General features: G+C 63.6%; 13 protein-coding genes. 8 read left to right on the top strand and 5 right to left on the bottom strand.

The genetic code is table 11. The annotated features are described in order from the left end of the window. Positions 1-105: 105 nt before the first annotated feature. Both AB8A23_RS09930 and AB8A23_RS09925 read left to right on the top strand, forming a co-directional pair. The gene (locus AB8A23_RS09930) at positions 106-1,077 is read left to right on the top strand and encodes a LysR family transcriptional regulator (protein WP_120287078.1); all 972 of its coding nucleotides are present in this window, start codon (positions 106-108) and stop codon (positions 1,075-1,077) included. A 98-nt stretch (positions 1,078-1,175) separates the two neighbouring features. Continuing rightward, positions 1,176-1,853, top strand: a complete 678-nt coding sequence (locus AB8A23_RS09925) for a heme oxygenase (biliverdin-producing) (protein WP_439059828.1) — start codon at positions 1,176-1,178, stop codon at positions 1,851-1,853. A gap of 159 nt (positions 1,854-2,012) precedes the next feature. Here the strand turns inward: AB8A23_RS09925 and hemF are convergent, their stop codons facing one another. Next, positions 2,013-2,906 (bottom strand): oxygen-dependent coproporphyrinogen oxidase, encoded by an 894-nt coding sequence (hemF, locus tag AB8A23_RS09920; protein WP_439059829.1) that lies wholly within the window; start codon positions 2,904-2,906, stop codon positions 2,013-2,015. Positions 2,907-3,095: 189 nt separating this feature from the next. On the opposite strand from hemF, the gene hemE reads away from it, so the two are divergent. Continuing rightward, positions 3,096-4,142 carry a uroporphyrinogen decarboxylase gene (hemE, locus tag AB8A23_RS09915; protein WP_120287998.1) on the top strand — a complete coding sequence of 349 codons (1,047 nt, stop codon included), beginning with the start codon at positions 3,096-3,098 and terminating at the stop codon, positions 4,140-4,142. Between the two features lie 1,105 nt (positions 4,143-5,247). Here hemE and AB8A23_RS09910 read toward each other — a convergent pair. The 4 genes from AB8A23_RS09910 to AB8A23_RS09895 all read right to left on the bottom strand — a co-directional run bounded on the left by AB8A23_RS09910 (position 5,248) and on the right by AB8A23_RS09895 (position 9,425). Next, positions 5,248-6,258: a L,D-transpeptidase family protein gene (locus tag AB8A23_RS09910; RefSeq protein ID WP_120287080.1), complete on the bottom strand. Its 1,011-nt coding sequence runs from the start codon at positions 6,256-6,258 to the stop codon at positions 5,248-5,250. 112 nt (positions 6,259-6,370) lie between these two features. Beyond that, entirely contained in the window at positions 6,371-7,090 is a 720-nt protein-coding gene (locus tag AB8A23_RS09905) for a ribonuclease activity regulator RraA (RefSeq protein ID WP_120287081.1), read from the bottom strand. A 12-nt stretch (positions 7,091-7,102) separates the two neighbouring features. Next, positions 7,103-8,842: an L-arabinonate dehydratase gene (gene araD, locus AB8A23_RS09900; protein WP_093757078.1), complete on the bottom strand. Its 1,740-nt coding sequence runs from the start codon at positions 8,840-8,842 to the stop codon at positions 7,103-7,105. 97 nt (positions 8,843-8,939) lie between these two features. After that, positions 8,940-9,425 carry a MarR family winged helix-turn-helix transcriptional regulator gene (locus tag AB8A23_RS09895; protein WP_439059830.1) on the bottom strand — a complete coding sequence of 162 codons (486 nt, stop codon included), beginning with the start codon at positions 9,423-9,425 and terminating at the stop codon, positions 8,940-8,942. Positions 9,426-9,516: 91 nt separating this feature from the next. On the opposite strand from AB8A23_RS09895, the gene AB8A23_RS09890 reads away from it, so the two are divergent. The 5 genes from AB8A23_RS09890 (at position 9,517) to AB8A23_RS09870 (ending at position 15,240) form a co-directional block, all read left to right on the top strand. Further along, positions 9,517-10,302, top strand: coding sequence for an SDR family NAD(P)-dependent oxidoreductase (locus tag AB8A23_RS09890; RefSeq protein ID WP_439059831.1), 786 nt, complete (start codon positions 9,517-9,519; stop codon positions 10,300-10,302). A gap of 339 nt (positions 10,303-10,641) precedes the next feature. Beyond that, entirely contained in the window at positions 10,642-11,841 is a 1,200-nt protein-coding gene (locus AB8A23_RS09885; RefSeq protein WP_115033215.1) for an ABC transporter substrate-binding protein, read from the top strand. Between the two features lie 21 nt (positions 11,842-11,862). Beyond that, complete coding sequence (locus tag AB8A23_RS09880) at positions 11,863-12,720, top strand: branched-chain amino acid ABC transporter permease (RefSeq protein WP_120287084.1); 858 nt, start codon at positions 11,863-11,865, stop codon at positions 12,718-12,720. After that, entirely contained in the window at positions 12,720-14,519 is a 1,800-nt protein-coding gene (locus AB8A23_RS09875; protein ID WP_120287085.1) for a branched-chain amino acid ABC transporter ATP-binding protein/permease, read from the top strand. The genes AB8A23_RS09880 and AB8A23_RS09875 overlap by 1 nt, the downstream gene beginning before the upstream one ends. Then, entirely contained in the window at positions 14,500-15,240 is a 741-nt protein-coding gene (locus AB8A23_RS09870; RefSeq protein WP_120287086.1) for a branched-chain amino acid ABC transporter ATP-binding protein, read from the top strand. The genes AB8A23_RS09875 and AB8A23_RS09870 overlap by 20 nt, the downstream gene beginning before the upstream one ends. The last annotated feature ends 136 nt before the right edge of the window (positions 15,241-15,376 follow it).

The raw sequence follows: 15,376 nt of genomic DNA, 5'->3' as shown, positions 1-15,376 counted from the left end.
AAGGCCCGGGAATGGCAGAAATGGGCCATTTTGCCCACAGATATTGACCGGCTGGGCCAAATAAAGGAACTTTCGTAAAAATTAGGCGGCGAAAGTTTTCCTTATATGACGAAGCGCTTCCGCGACATCTCGATCCGCCAGCTGCGTGCACTGACCGCGGTTGCCGCCAGCGGCAGTATTACGGCGGCAGCTTTGAAGCTGCGTCTGACACAGCCGGCTGTCACCTTGCAACTGCGCAACCTGCAAGGCCTCGCCGGCCTGCCGCTGATCCAGCGCACCGGCGACGGAATGGTCCTGACCGATGCCGGCCGCGAGGTGCTGGCGCTGTCGGAACGGATCGAGGCGGCGATGGCCGCCTGCGCAACATCGCTGGACATGATGGCCGGCAAAACAGGCGGGCGCATCTCCATCGGCGCCGTCAGCACCGCGAAATACTTCGTGCCCTTCGCCATCTCGGCCTTCGCCAAGCTCCATCCCAAGATCGAGATCTTGCTGACGGTCGGCAATCGCGAGGAGACCATCGCAGGCCTGCGCAACTACGATCTCGATATCGCGATCATGGGCCGGCCGCCGGCCGGAATCGACATGGATGTGAACCTGATCGGCGATCATCCGCATGTGATCATCGCACCGAGCGACCATCCCCTCGCGGGCAAGGTGCGCCTCACCATGAGCGATCTTGCAGGCGAGACTTTCCTGACGCGTGAGCCCGGCTCAGGCACGCGCGGATTGATGGAGCAACTGTTCGAGAGCGCAGGCTTGCGCGCCACGATCGGCATGGAGATGGACAGCAACGAGACCATCAAACAGGCCGTGATGGCCGGGCTCGGCATCGCCTTCATCTCCGCGCATACGGTGGCCACCGAACTGGAGCAGCGGCGACTGGTGATGCTGGATGTGATCGGCCTGCCGATCATCCGGCAATGGTTCGTGCTCAACCGCAAGGACAAGGTGCTGCTGCCGCCGGCGCAGGCGATGCGCGCATTCCTCGCCGCACAGGGCGCGCAGTTTCTGCCTGCGACGGAAACCGGAAAATCTGCGCCGGTACGCCGCAAGTCTCGCAGCCGCGCGCTGTAGCGACAGGCCAGGCCTCACCTTGTGGCATCCAGCGAGGGTGATATGGTGTCGCCAGCCCGAGCGCCAACACATCCCTTTATCAGTCATCGGAGAATTCAATGCCTGCTGCCTCGGCAGATAGCACTGCGCCCGTCAGCGTCGTGACCGCCCTTTATCTCGGCACCAAAGTGCTTCACACCGAAGCCGAGCGCTCCGGCATCATCAAGGACATGTTGCGCGGCGACGTCAGCCGCAAGGGCTATGTCCTGCTGCAACAAAACCTGCTGGCGGCCTATCAGGCGCTGGAAGCCGGACTTGAGAGCCATCGCGACACGCCAGCGCTCGCCGCACTCGCCCAGTATCGGTTCGATCGTGCATCGGCGATGCAAGCCGATCTCAATGTGCTGTGCGATGGCGATTTCTCCGCTGTGCCGATGCTGCCTGCCGGCGAAGCCTATGCCAAGCGCATCGCGGATGCCGCGAAGGGCGACGGCGAATTGCTGATTGCCCATGCCTATACGCGCTATCTCGGCGATCTCTCCGGCGGCCAGATTCTCAAGCGCCTGCTCGCCAAGAAGCCCGGCCTCGCGCCGGAGGAATTGTCGTTCTACGACTTCCCGGCCTATGCCGATTTGGCAGCGCTGAAGTCGGACTATCGCAACGCGCTCGACGAGGCCGGCAAGCTTGCCAAGAATCCGCAGGCGATCATCGATGAAGGCTCGGTGGCGTTCCAGCTCAACACCGATCTGTCCTGGGCGGTGCAGGGTGCGATCGAAGCGGAGCAGGTGGCTTCTTAGCCTCTCCCCGCCTGCGGGGAGAGGTCGACTTTCACATGCGAAGCATGTGGAAGACGGGTGAGGGGGAGCCAGTGTTTCACTCTCTGGCTCCCCCTCATCCGTCTTGAATGACCTTCGATCATTCAAGACACCTTCTCCCCGCAAGCGGGGAGAAGGAAATTACTTCCAGCTGACCAGCGGCGGCATCGAGCTCAGAATATTCTCGACGTTGCCGCCGGTCTGCAGGCCGAACATCGTGCCCTTGTCGTAGAGTAGATTGAACTCGACATAGAGCCCGCGCGTTTCGAGCTGCTGCGCGCGCTCTTCCTCGGTCCAGGCTTCCTGCATCCGTGCGCGCACGATGCGCGGATAGACATCGAGGAAGGCCGAGCCGACATCACGCGTGAACGCAAAGTCGTTCTCGAAATCGCCGGTGTTGAGCTGATCGAAGAAGATGCCGCCGACGCCGCGCGCCACGCCGCGATGCGGCAGGAAGAAGTAATCATCGGCCCAGGCCTTGAATTTCTTGTAGTAAGCGGGGTCATGCGCATCGCAGGCGCCGCGCATCGCATCATGGAACGTGATCGTATCCGGCGCATCGGCCTTGCGCTGCTCGGGCAGCATTGGCGTCAGATCCGCGCCGCCACCGAACCAGCCCACCGCCGTCGACAGAAACCGCGTGTTCATGTGCACGGTCGGCACGCGCGGGCTGCGCGGATGCATGATCAGGCTGATGCTGCTGGAGACGTAATCGAGCTGCGATCCGCCGCCGGGCATTTGCCGCGCCATTTCCGGCGACAGCTTGCCGTTCGCGCTTGAGGTGTGGATGCCGATCTTCTCGAACAGGCGACCGCCCGAGAGGAAGCCGCCGACGCCGCCGCCGATGCCCGTCGCGCGGGTCCACGGCTTGTAGGTGAACGTGGCCGGCGTGCCCGGAAACAGCGCCTGCGGCGCCTCGCGCTCCAGCGCCTCGATCTCGGCGCAGATGCGGTCGCGGAGGGATTCGAACCAGACCTTGGCGCGGGTGCGGTTCTGTTCGATTTCTGGACTGACGATCGGGGTCATGATGTTCATGGTCTTTTCGCTCATGATGTTCGTACAGTCTATATGCCGCCTGCGGCGCGATGACACCTTGAGATGCGTCAAAACGTGAGGTGAATCGCCGGTTTTGCCGAATTGCCGCGCCTCGCCAAGAGCGAAGCGGCGGTGTATCAGAGGCGGCAAAATCATGCCTTTCGGCACCAGTTTCCGGAACCCAAGCATTTGACCCAGTCCACGCCCCACAAGCCGTTCCTCGATGTCCTCGCCGGCCAGCGCCAGGCGGTGCCGCCGCTCTGGATGATGCGACAGGCCGGGCGTTATCTGCCCGAATATCGCGAGGTCCGCGCGCAGGCCGGCGGTTTCCTCGATCTGTGTTTCAATCCGGATTTCGCCACCGAAGTGACGCTGCAGCCGATCCGGCGCTTCGGCTTCGATGCCGCGATCATCTTCTCGGATATCCTGGTGATCCCCTATGCGCTCGGCCGCTCGGTGCGTTTCGAGGTCGGTGAGGGCCCGCGGCTCGATCCGCTGGATACGCCCGAGAAGGTTGCGACGCTTTCGCCCGAAGCGGATTTCAACAAGCTCGAACCGGTGTTCGAAGCGCTGCGCCGCGTGCGCGCGCAGCTCGATCCGAAGATTACGCTGATCGGATTCTGCGGCGCGCCCTGGACCGTTGCGACTTACATGGTTGCCGGCAAGGGCACGCCGGATCAGGCACCGGCGCGGATGATGGCCTATCGGCATCCGGAGGCCTTCGCAAAAATCATCGACACCATCGTCGAGAACTCGATCACTTACTTGCTCAGTCAGCTCAACGCCGGCGCCGACGTGCTGCAGATCTTCGATACCTGGGCCGGCATACTGCCCGCGGCGGAATTCCAGCGCTGGTCGGTGGAGCCGACCAAGCGCATCATCGCAGGTGTGCGTGCAAAGGTGCCGAATGCGAAGATCATCGGCTTCCCGCGCGGCGCCGGCGCGCTGCTGCCGAGTTATGTCGGCGCCACCGGTGTCGATGCCGTGAGCATCGACTGGGCCGCCGAGCCGTCCTTCGTGCGCGAACGGGTGCAGAGCCACGTCGCCGTGCAGGGCAATCTCGATCCGCTGGTACTGATCGCCGGTGGCGCCGCGCTCGATCGCGCCGTCGATGACGTGCTGGCGAATTATGCCAGCGGACGCTTCATCTTCAATCTCGGCCACGGCATCCAGCCGGAAACGCCAATCGCCCATGTGGAGCAGATGGTGAAGCGGGTGCGGGACTATCGGGGGTAACACCCCGCGCAACTCGTAGGATGGGTAGAGCCAACGGGTCGCGCAAAGCGCGCCCGATGATAAACTCCGCGAAACCCATCGCTTTCCTGGCTTGCAATTGATGGGTTTCGCTTCGGCGCAAACGCGCCTGCGCTCTACCCATCCTACGCCTCACTCTCTCGTTCGTCATGGCCGGGCTTGACCCGGCCATCCATCTTTCTTGTGCGACGGTGTGCGGGCCAAGCTGGATCCCCGGGTCAAGCCCGGGGATGACACCTGTGGTGCGGCGCCTCATCGCGCCGTCGCGGATTCAACTGTCAAACAGCCACTGCTCTTCAGACATGCGTCATCGCCCCCATTGTTTGCGGCGCGGGGGCGCCGTCGTCGCTTGCATCCCCGCCCCCTTGTGAGAGGGCGTGCGGAACGCCGGGTGCCCGTTGCACCCTTGGGCCTGATGCGATGCGGTCTTCCGCAATTGAGTGTGCATCAGGACTTTCGGAGGCGCCGAGCAAGTGCCCGACGTTCCGCCTGCGGTGTTTTTTCGGTTGCTTGCACTTTGCCTCGACGAACGCTCCGATCGCGAATTAAAGTCCCAAGGCGATGGGAAGGGAGCCTCAAGCGAGTAAGCCGAACGCGTTTTGACTTGGTCGTCCGTCACACTGTCCAGGGGTCTTTCCATCCGAAGGTCGGCCGTCTCCTTGCCAGTGGCAGTGCTGGCGCAGATCCGTCCTGCCCGAAGACAGACGTTCCCCCATGAACCGCGTGACGCCGCATCTCCGGCGTCCACCGCATCCCACCCCGCGAACGTGACGATCGCGATCGCCCCTCTCGGTGGGGCAGGACGGAGGGGAATATAAACCTGATAGAGATGCTGTCAACTGGGATAGGAAAAAATGTTTGACCGCTGTCTTGCCGCCCCACACCGTCATTCCCCGGCAAACCAATTGGTTTGCCTGAGGGCGCGAGAGACGCCGAAGGCGGCGTATCGCGAACCTCAGCCACTCCAATTGGCGTGGCTGGGAATCCCAGCATGTTCAGCGGAAAACACTCCGGGATTCCGGGTTCGCGTGCGGCTGGCGCCGCCCACGCCCCGGAATGACGAGGAGGACGCGCAATACCGCGCGCACTACTTCGCCGCCTGCTTGCCGTCGACGAAGCTGACTTCCACGCCCTTCTTCACGGACGCACCGAGGCGCTCCACGTCCCAGTTGGTGAGACGCACGCAGCCATGGGAATCGCTCTTGCTGACGCGGGACGGATCCGACGTGCCGTGGATGCCATAACTCTTCTCCGACAGGCCGATCCACATGGCACCGACGGGATTGTTGGGGCCGCCATTGATGGTGAAGGGCTTCGACGATTCCACGCCCTTGAACTTGTATTTCGGATCGTAACGATAGACCGGATTGGCGTGAACCGACGTCACTTTCAGTGCACCCGATGGCGTCGGCTTCTCCTCGCTGCCGACGCTGGCAGGATAGAAGGCGAGCAACGCGCCGTCCTTGGCGAAGGCCTTGACGGTCTGGCGGGCCTTGTCGACCTCGAGACGGCTGACCTTGTCCGGCTTGCGATCCGACAGCTTGACGATGGTGATGGTCTCACCGGCCTTGTCGAACTTTGCTTTGGGATTGAGCGTCTCGAGCAGATCCTGGCTCATATGGAAGCGTTCGCCGAGGGCTTCGCTGGCGCTGGTGTAGTCCAGCTTCTTCAGCGATTTCATCTCTTCCATCTTGACCGGAAGCTTGTCAAGGAATGGGCCCTTCACGTCCTTCTCGGTTAGCACATAGTCAGTCATGACCGGGTCCGATGATCCCGCCTGCAGCTTCGCCCAAATCTCCGGCGTCAGCGCCTTGCCGGACGGCAGGCTGTTGGCTTCCGCAAAAGCCAGCAGTGCCTTCTCCACATTGTCGCCGAACATCCCGTCGATCTCGCCCGGCGAGAAATGCGCGCGGTCGAGCAGCACCTGGAGCTTCACCGCCAGCGGGCTGAGCTTCTCGTCGGGCGGCAGCTTGCCGGTGAAATTGGCGGCGTTGATCGTCTCGGCATTGAAAGCCCTGGACGGCTTGTCGGAATCCTTGGCGAGGGCTGCGTCCTGCGCCAGCAGCGACAGTCCGACCGCGACGATGAGGCTGCGCATAGCGTCTCTTTCCGGCTGAGTGATGGATGATGCGCACGGGCGCATCTCTCCAAGACAAAGCCAAGAACCGCTTCTGGTTCCATCCTGACGCGATGCACCCCGTGATCGCGCTCTACCGCCCCTTCTCTTTCCGCCACGCTGCGAAATCCACCAGCGTTTGCTCATCGGTCGCCGGATAGAGCCCGAAGATGCCCTTGCCCTTCTGCACCTGTTCGGTGACGAAATCCTCGAAGGCGGTCATCTCGAAGGCCTCGTTGGCGATCTCGTCGGCAAGATGCGCGGGGATGACGATGACGCCATCGCAGTCGCCGAGGATCACGTCGCCGGGAAACACCGGCGCATCGCCGCAGCCGATCGGACCGTTGATCTCGATGGCCTGATGCAGCGTCAGATTGGTCGGGGCGCTCGGACGATGGTGATAGGCCGGGAAGCCGAGTTTGGCGATCTCGGCGGAATCGCGAAAGCCGCCATCGGTGATGACACCGGCAACGCCGCGTTGCGCCAGACGGTTGATCAGGATCGCGCCGGCGGACGCCGCACGCGCATCCTTGCGGCTGTCCATCACCAGCACGGCACCGGGCGGGCAATCCTCGACAGCCTTGCGCTGGGGATGCGAGCGATCCCTGAACACGTCGAGCTTGTTGAGATCCTCGCGCGCCGGCATGTAGCGCAGCGTGAAGGCCTCGCCGACCAGTGTCGGCTGGTCGGGGCCGAGTGGATGGACGTCCTGGATGCATTGCGCGCGGAAGCCGCGTTTGTAGAGCGCGGTGGCCACGGTTGCGGTGGAGATGGTCTTGAGTTTGGCGCGGGTCGCGTCGCTGAGCTTGGTCATGGGATCACTCACTCAATAAATCACGGGTTCTTTGACCGGCGCGCCGAAGTCAGTGCGCAGGAAGTCGAAGTCGCAGCCTTCATTGGCCTGCTGGATATGTTTGGTGAACATCCAGCCATAGCCGCGTTCGTAGTTGCGCTCCGGGGCTTTCCACGCGGCGCGACGCTTTTCCATTTCGGCATCGGAGATGTCGAGATTGATCGTGCGCGCATCGACGTCGAGGGTGATCATGTCGCCATTCTCGACCAGCGCCAGCGGGCCGCCGATGAAAGATTCCGGCGCCACATGCAGGATGCAGGCGCCGTAGCTGGTGCCGCTCATGCGCGCATCGCTGAGGCGCACCATGTCGCGCACGCCCTGCTTCACCAGCTTCTTCGGGATCGGCAGCATGCCCCATTCCGGCATGCCCGGCCCGCCCTGCGGACCCGCATTGCGCAGGATCAGCACGTGGTCGGCCGTGACATCGAGGCTCTCGTCGTCGATCGCCTTCTTCATGCTGGGATAGTCGTCGAACACCATCGCCGGGCCGGTGTGCTTGAGGAAGCGCGGCTCGCAGGCTGACGGTTTGATGACGCAGCCATCGGGCGCGAGGTTGCCCTTCAGCACCGCGAGCGCGCCCTCGGCGTAGATGGGATCTTTGACGGTTCGGATGACGTCGTCATTATAGACTTCAGCGCCGGCGATGTTTTCACCCAGCGTCTTGCCGGTGACGGTCATCACATCAAGATGCAGGTGCTCCTTGATGCGGCTCATCAGTCCCGGCAGGCCGCCGGCATAGAAGAAATCCTCCATCAGATATTTGTCGCCGGACGGGCGGACATTGGCGATCACGGGCACCTTGCGGCTGGCGATCTCGAAATCGTCGAGGCCGATATCCTGACCGGCGCGGCGCGCCTGCGCGATCAGATGGATGATCGCATTGGTGGAGCAGCCCATCGCCATGGCCACCGTGATCGCGTTCTCGAAGGCCTTGCGCGTCTGGATCTTCTGCGGTGTCAGATCTTCCCACACCATTTCGACGATGCGGCGGCCGCATTCGCTGGCCATGCGGATGTGACCGGCGTCTGCAGCGGGGATCGACGATGCGCCCGGCAGCGTCATGCCGATGGACTCCGCGATCGCCGTCATGGTCGAGGCCGTGCCCATGGTCATGCAGGTACCGTAGCTGCGGGCAATGCCGCCCTCGACCTCGACCCATTCCTTGTCGGAGATCTTGCCGGCGCGGCGCTCGTCCCAGTATTTCCAGGCGTCGGAGCCGGAGCCCAGCGTCTTGCCCTTCCAGTTGCCGCGCAGCATCGGGCCAGCCGGCAGATAGATCGCGGGATAGCCCGCGCTGGTGGCGCCGAGCAGCAGACCCGGTGTGGTCTTGTCGCAGCCGCCCATCAGCACCACGCCATCGACGGGATGGCCGCGCAACAGTTCCTCGGCGTCCATGGCCAGCATGTTGCGATAGAGCATCGTGGTCGGCTTCAGGAAGCTCTCCGACAGCGACAGCGCCGGCAGCTCCATCGGGAAGCCGCCAGCCATCAGGATGCCGCGCTTCACATCATCGACGCGGGTCTTGAAATGCATGTGGCACGGCTGCGCTTCCGACCAGGTATTGAGAATGGCGATGACGGGACGCCCGGCCCACTCCACCGGCGCATAGCCTTGCTGCATGGCGCGCGAGCGATGGCCGAAGGCACGCAGGTCGTCCGGCGCGAACCAGCGTGCGCTGCGGAGTTGATCGGGGGTCTTCTTGTGGCCCGGCATAATTCCATCCCTGTTTCTTTTTGCTTTGGCACGACTTACTTTTGCACGATGCGAACCAGTCAAGCCGGTCGAGTGTGCCGGATTCGACTGTAGCGGTTCAAGACCGCCTGGCCAATGTCCGGTCCGGCGCCTGTGCGTCTGCCAGCCGATGCGCTTCCAGTGCCTCGGCATAGAGTGCGAGACCTTCGGCCACCTTCTGACGCTGGGCCGGGGCCAGTTGCTGCAAGGCATTGGTGACCTGCCGCTGCCCATAGGCCTCGATGGCCTCGCGGGTCCGCCGCCCCTTGGCCGTGAGCAACAGCCGCTTGACGCGGCCGTCGCCGGCACTGGCGGCTTCCTTCAATTCGCCCGCGTCGATCAGCTTGCGGATCATCCGGCTGACGCTGGATTTCTCCAGCCCGAGAAACGCGGATAATTCGACCGCAGTCATCGCCTCGCGCGCGCCGATCTCCAGCAGCGTATGCACCGCCGATGGCGGATAGTCGGTCGCTGCAACCGTTGCCTGCATGAAACCGAGTTCGCGCACCATCAGACGCGACGCGGCGCGGATGTGATCAATCAAATCGGCGTCAATATCGGACAATCGCAGGCTCCTTGACGATAGTTGCATGATACAACTATATTGCTGGCGACGAATAACGACCGTGTTAGCACGATCCGTGCAAGGAATGATCATGACAACCAGCGCTGCCCAGTTCCGCCCCCGCGACCGCATGGCCGGACGCATCTGCCTCGTGACCGGCGGCGGCACCGGCATCGGGCGGGCGGCCGCGCTGCTGATGGCGCAGGAAGGCGCAGCTGCAGTGGTGATCGCAGGCCGTCGCGAGGCCGAGGGACAGGCCGCCGCCGAAGACTGCGGCCGGTTCGGTGCCAAAACGCTGTTCGTGCGCACTGACGTAACCGAGGAGACCGAGGTCGCCAGCCTGGTGCAGGCTGTGATGTCCCGTTTCGGGCGGCTCGACGTGGCCTTCAACAATGCCGGTTATCAGGAACGGCGCGCGCCGGTCGAGCAGCAGACAGAGGCGGTCTATGACACCGTGTTCGATGCCAATGTCCGCTCGGTGTTTCTTGGCCTGAAGCATCAGATCCAGGCCATGGAACTGAATGGCGGCGGCCGCATCGTCATCAACGCGTCGGTGAGCGGCATCCGCAATCCCAATCCCGGCCTTGCGCTATATTCTGCATCGAAAGCGGCGGTGATCTCACTGATGCGTTCGGCAGCGATGGAATGCGGGCCGCGCGGCATCCGCATCAATGCGGTGGCGCCGGGCCGCGTCGTCACCGACATGATGCTGGCCTCGGGGATCGCCGACATGTCGGCCGTCGCAGCCGGCCTGCCGATCCGGCGTATGGGCCAGCCGCATGAAGTCGCCGAAGCCGTGGTGTGGCTCGCGTCCGACGATGCCGGCTACATCGTCGGCCATGTGTTATCGGCGGATGGCGGCTTCAGCGCGACCTGACGACATTCACGCATCATTGCGTTGCAACAGACGAGCGGGACTGCAGAGCAGCACCGTGTGACTTGCAACGGCCAGGCCCTTGGCAACGTCCCTGCCATCGTCAAAGATCACAAGCCGATTGCCAAAGCCACCGCGACAGGTCAGCCTGAGGCGATGGAGATGGATCTGCGCGCCGCGTTCTGCCACCGCGCAACATCGGCATATGTCATGACGATCCGGAGTATCTGACCGACCAACGACATCACCCACATACATAATCCGGCAACGACCGGGCGGACGAAACGGATGCCTGCATCAATGACAGGCACCGCAAAGGGAAAACACAGGGAGGAAGTCAAGATGAGCATTTCTCGTCGTGGAATTCTGTTGGGCGGCGCCGGCGCACTCGGCGCAGCAAGTTTTCCACTCGCACGTCCCGCCATTGCGCAATCGTCCGAACCGATCAAGATCGGCTGGCTCGCCGCCATGACCGGACCGAGTTCGGCGCCGACCGTCGGCTTCAACCGCGGCGTCACATTTGCCACGGAAGCCATCAATGCCGCCGGCGGCGTCAAGGGCCGCAAGATCGAGATCATCACGCGCGACACGCAGGGCGATCCGACCAAGGCCGTCAACGCCACGCAGGAGTTGATTAGCCAGGCCAAGGTCCACGCAATCTGGGGACCGGTGAATTCAGGCGAAGCGCTGGCCACGACGCCACTGATGGCGCGCGCCAAGATGCCGGATCTTCATCCCTGCGTCGTCGATACGCTGATCGACCCCGCGAAATTCCCCGCCGCATTTCGCATCGCGCCGTCGAACGGCCAATGGGACGACGCCGTCCGTAACTACTGTCTCAAGGTGCTGAAAGTCAGCAAGATCGCCGTGATCGGCGACACCACCGGCTACGGCGTCACCGCGGTGAAAGCCTCGGTCGAGGCCTTCAAGAAAGACGGCGCCGACGTGGTCTACAGCGCCAATATCGACGCCACCCAGCCCGACATGACGCCGGATATGCTGCGCGCCAAGAATGCCGCTGCGCAGGTCATCGTGGTGTGGAGCGTTTCCACCGGCATGGAAGCGCGCATGTTCAACACCCGCGCATCGATGGGTTGGGACGTTGCCTTTGTCGGCCATCCGTCGCTGGCATCCGGCGAACTCGCCAGCCTGATCGAGAAGCCTGCCAACTGGGAGAAGGTCTATGCCATCGGCTACAAGAGCTGCAGTTACGATTCAGCCGGCAAACTGCCGCCGAAGAGTCAGGATCTCGTCGATCGCCTGAACAAGGCCAAGGTGCCGCTCAACGACACGCTGCTGTGGTGGATTGCCGGCGGGATCGACGCGGTCGAGCTGATCGCCAGGGCTGTCGAAGCCAGCGGATCGACCGACAGCGAGGGCATCGTCAAATACTGGAACTCGCTGACCAAATATCCCGGCTATTTCGGCAACTATTCGTTTTCACCCACACAGCACAACGGCTATCCGACCGACGAGATCGTGATGTCGGAAGCGCGCTCTGCCAAGAACGGCACCTTCGCCCTCGCCCCCGGCTACTCATAGACCGGCGCGAGGACGACACGCATGCTCGGCTCGATCATAGCTTCAGGCCTCGCGGCGGGCGCAATCTATGCGCTCGTCGGCATCACCTACAACACGATGTTCTCGACCTCGCGGGTGATGAGCTTCACCGCCGGACAGCTCGCCATGCTCGGCGGCGTGTTCGGCTCGTTGTTCATGCTGAAAATGGGGATGCCGACCCTGGTCGGCTTCGCCCTGACGCTGGTCGCCTGCGCGATCATCGGCGTTATCACCGAATTCGTCGCGGTGCGGCCGGTGCTCAAAAGCCTCGAGCAGCATCTTTACGTGCTGTCGACACTGGCGCTGGCATTGATGATCCAGCAGGTCACCGCGATCAAATGGGGCACCGAGCCGCAGCCCTTCCCGCGCATCGTCGGTCTCGGTACTGGCGTGTGGGACGAGAAATTCTGGCTGCCGGTGGTGGCCTGCGGCCTCACCATTCTCGGCCTCGAATATCTCTATCGCCGCACGCTGGTGGGCCACGCCTTCATGGCCATCGCGGAAGACAACTTTGCGGCGCGTGCGCTCGGCCTGCCGGAGCGTAACCTGCGCGTGGCGAGCTATGCGCTGGCTGGCGTGATCGGCGGCGTGGCGGGCTTCGCCGGCGGCGAACTGATGCTGGCCTTCTTCGCCAATGGCGCGCTGTTGAACTTCTACGGCTTCGTGCCGGTGGCGCTCGGCGGCCTCGGCAACAATCGCGGCGCGCTGATCGGCGGCCTCGCGCTCGGCCTGTTCCAGCAGGCGGCGAATTTCCTGGTTGGTGGCATCTTCTCGTCGGTCGCGGTGTTCGCGATCTTCATCATCGTGTTGCTGGCAGCGCCGCAGGGCCTGTTCGGCTCCGCAACGGCGCGGAGGGTGTGATGACGGCGATCACCGATATTCCGACATCGCGCGACGCCACGACCAGACATTCCGTGCTGCCCGCACTACTGCCCTTCCTCGGCGTGTTCGCGCTGGCGATGATCCTGCCTTTCGTCAGCAACGATTACTGGGCGCTGATCGGCACCCGCGCCGCGATCTACTGGGTGCTGGTGGCCGGGCTCAATCTCGTCGTCGGTTTCGCCGGCCATCTCGCCATCGGCTATGTGGCACTACTGACGCTGGGTGCCTACACGACCAGCGTACTCGCCGCCGGCAATGTGCTGCCGCCGGTGCCGATCTATGGCGCGCTGATCATTGCAAGCTGCGTCGGCGCGGTGTTCGGCGTCATCGTCGGCCTGCCGGCGATGCGGCTGCGCACCTTCTACTTCGCCATGACCACACTCGGCTTCGCCACCATCGTGACACAGATCGCGCTGGCCTGGCAGAGCGTCACCGGCGGCGGCATCGGCATCGTCGGCCCGGAATTCTCCGCGCCGTTCAACACGCCATGGGGCTTTTATTATCTGTGCATCGGCTTCGCGGCGGTGGCGACATGGCTCAGCGCCAATATCGCCTATAGCCGGTTCGGCCGCGCACTGATCGCGATCCGCGATGCGGATGTGGCGGCGGAAGCCACCGGCATTTCCAAACCGAAGCTGCTGGTGTCGATCTTCCTGCTCGCCGGCGCGATGGCGGCCTTTGCCGGCGGGCTGTTCGCCAGCCTGCAGACCTATATCACGCCGGATGCCTTCACCTTCGATCTCTCGGTCTTGTTCTTCATCGCCATCTTGATCGGCGGCCGCGGGTCAATTTTGGGCCCTATGCTCGGCACGATCATCCTCACCATCCTGCCGGAAATCGCAGCACCGCTCGCGGCGTGGTCGACCTTTCTCTATGCGGTGCTACTGTTGCTCATCGTACTCGTGATGCCCGGCGGCATCGCCGCGCTCTTGGATTTCAAGAGCCGCCGCCCGCTCGCCAGCAACCGCGCCATCGTGCCGCGCATCGCGGGACTGTCGGAGGTGCTGCGCAAGACGGCCACCACCAAGACGCTGACCCTGCGCGATGTGGTGCTCACTTTCGGCAATGTCCGCGCCATCGACGGGCTCGATCTCGACGTGAAGCCCGGCCAGATCCACGGGTTGATCGGCCCCAACGGATCCGGCAAGACCACCACGCTGAACGTGATCTCCGGCTACTACGCCGCCAAGGGCGGCACCATCACGCTCGGTGACGATGCGCTGCCGCCCGGCATGCCGGAACTACGTGCGGGCAAGGGTATCGCCCGCACCTTCCAGACGCCGCGCGTGATCGGCGAAGCCTCCGTGCTTGAGAATGTCATGGTCGGCGGCACCATCGAGGGCGAGGCGACATTTGCCGAGGCGCTGCTGTCGCTGCCGCGGCATCATCGTGACGAACGCAAGCTCGCCGCACAGGCGCGCGCCATGCTCGGCGTCGTCGGGCTGGAGGCGCTTGCCGATGTCCGCGCCGACCGCCTGCAGCACAGCGAATTGCGCTTCATCGAGATCGCCCGCGCCTTGATGCTGCAGCCGGACTTCCTGTTGCTCGACGAACCTGCCGCAGGCCTCTCCAGCGACGAAATCACGAGGCTCGGCGCGCTGATCAAGGCGATCAGCCGCCGCGGCACCGGCGTACTCTTGGTGGAACATCACGCCGACCTGATCTTCGACATCTGCGATCAGGTCACGGTGTTGAACCTCGGCAAGATCCTCGCCGCCGGCACGCCGGCCGAAATCCGCGTTCACAAGGAGGTCGTCAGTGCTTACCTCGGAGGCTGAACCGCTGCTCAGGGTCACCGCGCTGGAATCCGGCTACGGCAAGATCCGCGTGCTTCATGGCATCGACCTGCATATCGCCGCCGGCGAAGTGGTCACCCTGCTCGGCCCCAACGGCGCCGGGAAATCAACCTTGCTGCGCGCCATCTCCGGCCTGCTGCCGGTCAATGCGGCGAGCGTTCGCTTCGACGGCCGTGACATCAGCAACGGCACGCCGCGCGAGGCGGCGCGTGCCGGCCTCGTGCATGTGATCGAGGGCCACCGCGTGTTCACGCAGCAGACCGTGACCGAAAACCTGCTGCTCGCCGCCTACGACCTGCCGCGCGGCGAACGCAACGCGCGCGTCGACGAGGCGCTGTCGTTCTTTCCGGAGATCGCGGAGAAGCGCCATGAGCGCGGAGCGTCGTTGTCCGGTGGACAGCAACAGATGCTGGTAGTGGCGCAGGGACTGGTGCGGCGCCCGCGTCTTTTGATGCTGGACGAACCCTCTGCGGGCCTCTCGCCGGTGCTGGTCGACCGCGTGCTGACGGTGATCGCGCAACTGCAGAAGCAGGGCACCGCGGTGCTGCTAGTGGAGCAACTGGTGGAGAAAGCGCTGGCCGCCGCCAATCGCGTCTATGCCCTGTCGCAAGGGCGTATCGTGCTGGAGGCGACCACGTCTGAAGCGAACTTGCCGCAGCGGCTGGAGCGGGCCTATTTCGGGCACGAGGAAGCGGCCGTTTAACACGCCGTCATGCCCGGGCTTGTCCCGGGCATCCACGTCTTTTGCACACGCTGCCAAGACGTGGATGGCCGGGACAAGCCCGGCCATGACGTTGTGAGAGAACGGAGTCTGTCAGTACATCTCCGAGCAAGGGCCC

This window comes from Tardiphaga sp. 619_E2_N8_4, assembly GCF_051810905.1.
Lineage (GTDB): Bacteria > Pseudomonadota > Alphaproteobacteria > Rhizobiales > Xanthobacteraceae > Tardiphaga > Tardiphaga robiniae.
The sequence above is the reverse complement of the archived record's forward strand: the minus strand, read 5'-3'. Positions and strand labels throughout refer to the sequence as shown.

What these genes read in the sequence shown, in the direction of transcription:
- AB8A23_RS09930 (WP_120287078.1), top strand. Translation starts at nt 106, where the DNA reads ATGACGAAGCGCTTCCGCGACATCTCGATCCGCCAGCTGCGTGCACTG.
- AB8A23_RS09925 (WP_439059828.1), top strand. Translation starts at nt 1,176, where the DNA reads ATGCCTGCTGCCTCGGCAGATAGCACTGCGCCCGTCAGCGTCGTGACC.
- hemF (WP_439059829.1), bottom strand. Translation starts at nt 2,906, where the DNA reads ATGAACATCATGACCCCGATCGTCAGTCCAGAAATCGAACAGAACCGC.
- AB8A23_RS09910 (WP_120287080.1), bottom strand. Translation starts at nt 6,258, where the DNA reads ATGCGCAGCCTCATCGTCGCGGTCGGACTGTCGCTGCTGGCGCAGGAC.
- AB8A23_RS09905 (WP_120287081.1), bottom strand. Translation starts at nt 7,090, where the DNA reads ATGACCAAGCTCAGCGACGCGACCCGCGCCAAACTCAAGACCATCTCC.
- araD (WP_093757078.1), bottom strand. Translation starts at nt 8,842, where the DNA reads ATGCCGGGCCACAAGAAGACCCCCGATCAACTCCGCAGCGCACGCTGG.
- AB8A23_RS09890 (WP_439059831.1), top strand. Translation starts at nt 9,517, where the DNA reads ATGACAACCAGCGCTGCCCAGTTCCGCCCCCGCGACCGCATGGCCGGA.
- AB8A23_RS09885 (WP_115033215.1), top strand. Translation starts at nt 10,642, where the DNA reads ATGAGCATTTCTCGTCGTGGAATTCTGTTGGGCGGCGCCGGCGCACTC.
- AB8A23_RS09880 (WP_120287084.1), top strand. Translation starts at nt 11,863, where the DNA reads ATGCTCGGCTCGATCATAGCTTCAGGCCTCGCGGCGGGCGCAATCTAT.
- AB8A23_RS09875 (WP_120287085.1), top strand. Translation starts at nt 12,720, where the DNA reads ATGACGGCGATCACCGATATTCCGACATCGCGCGACGCCACGACCAGA.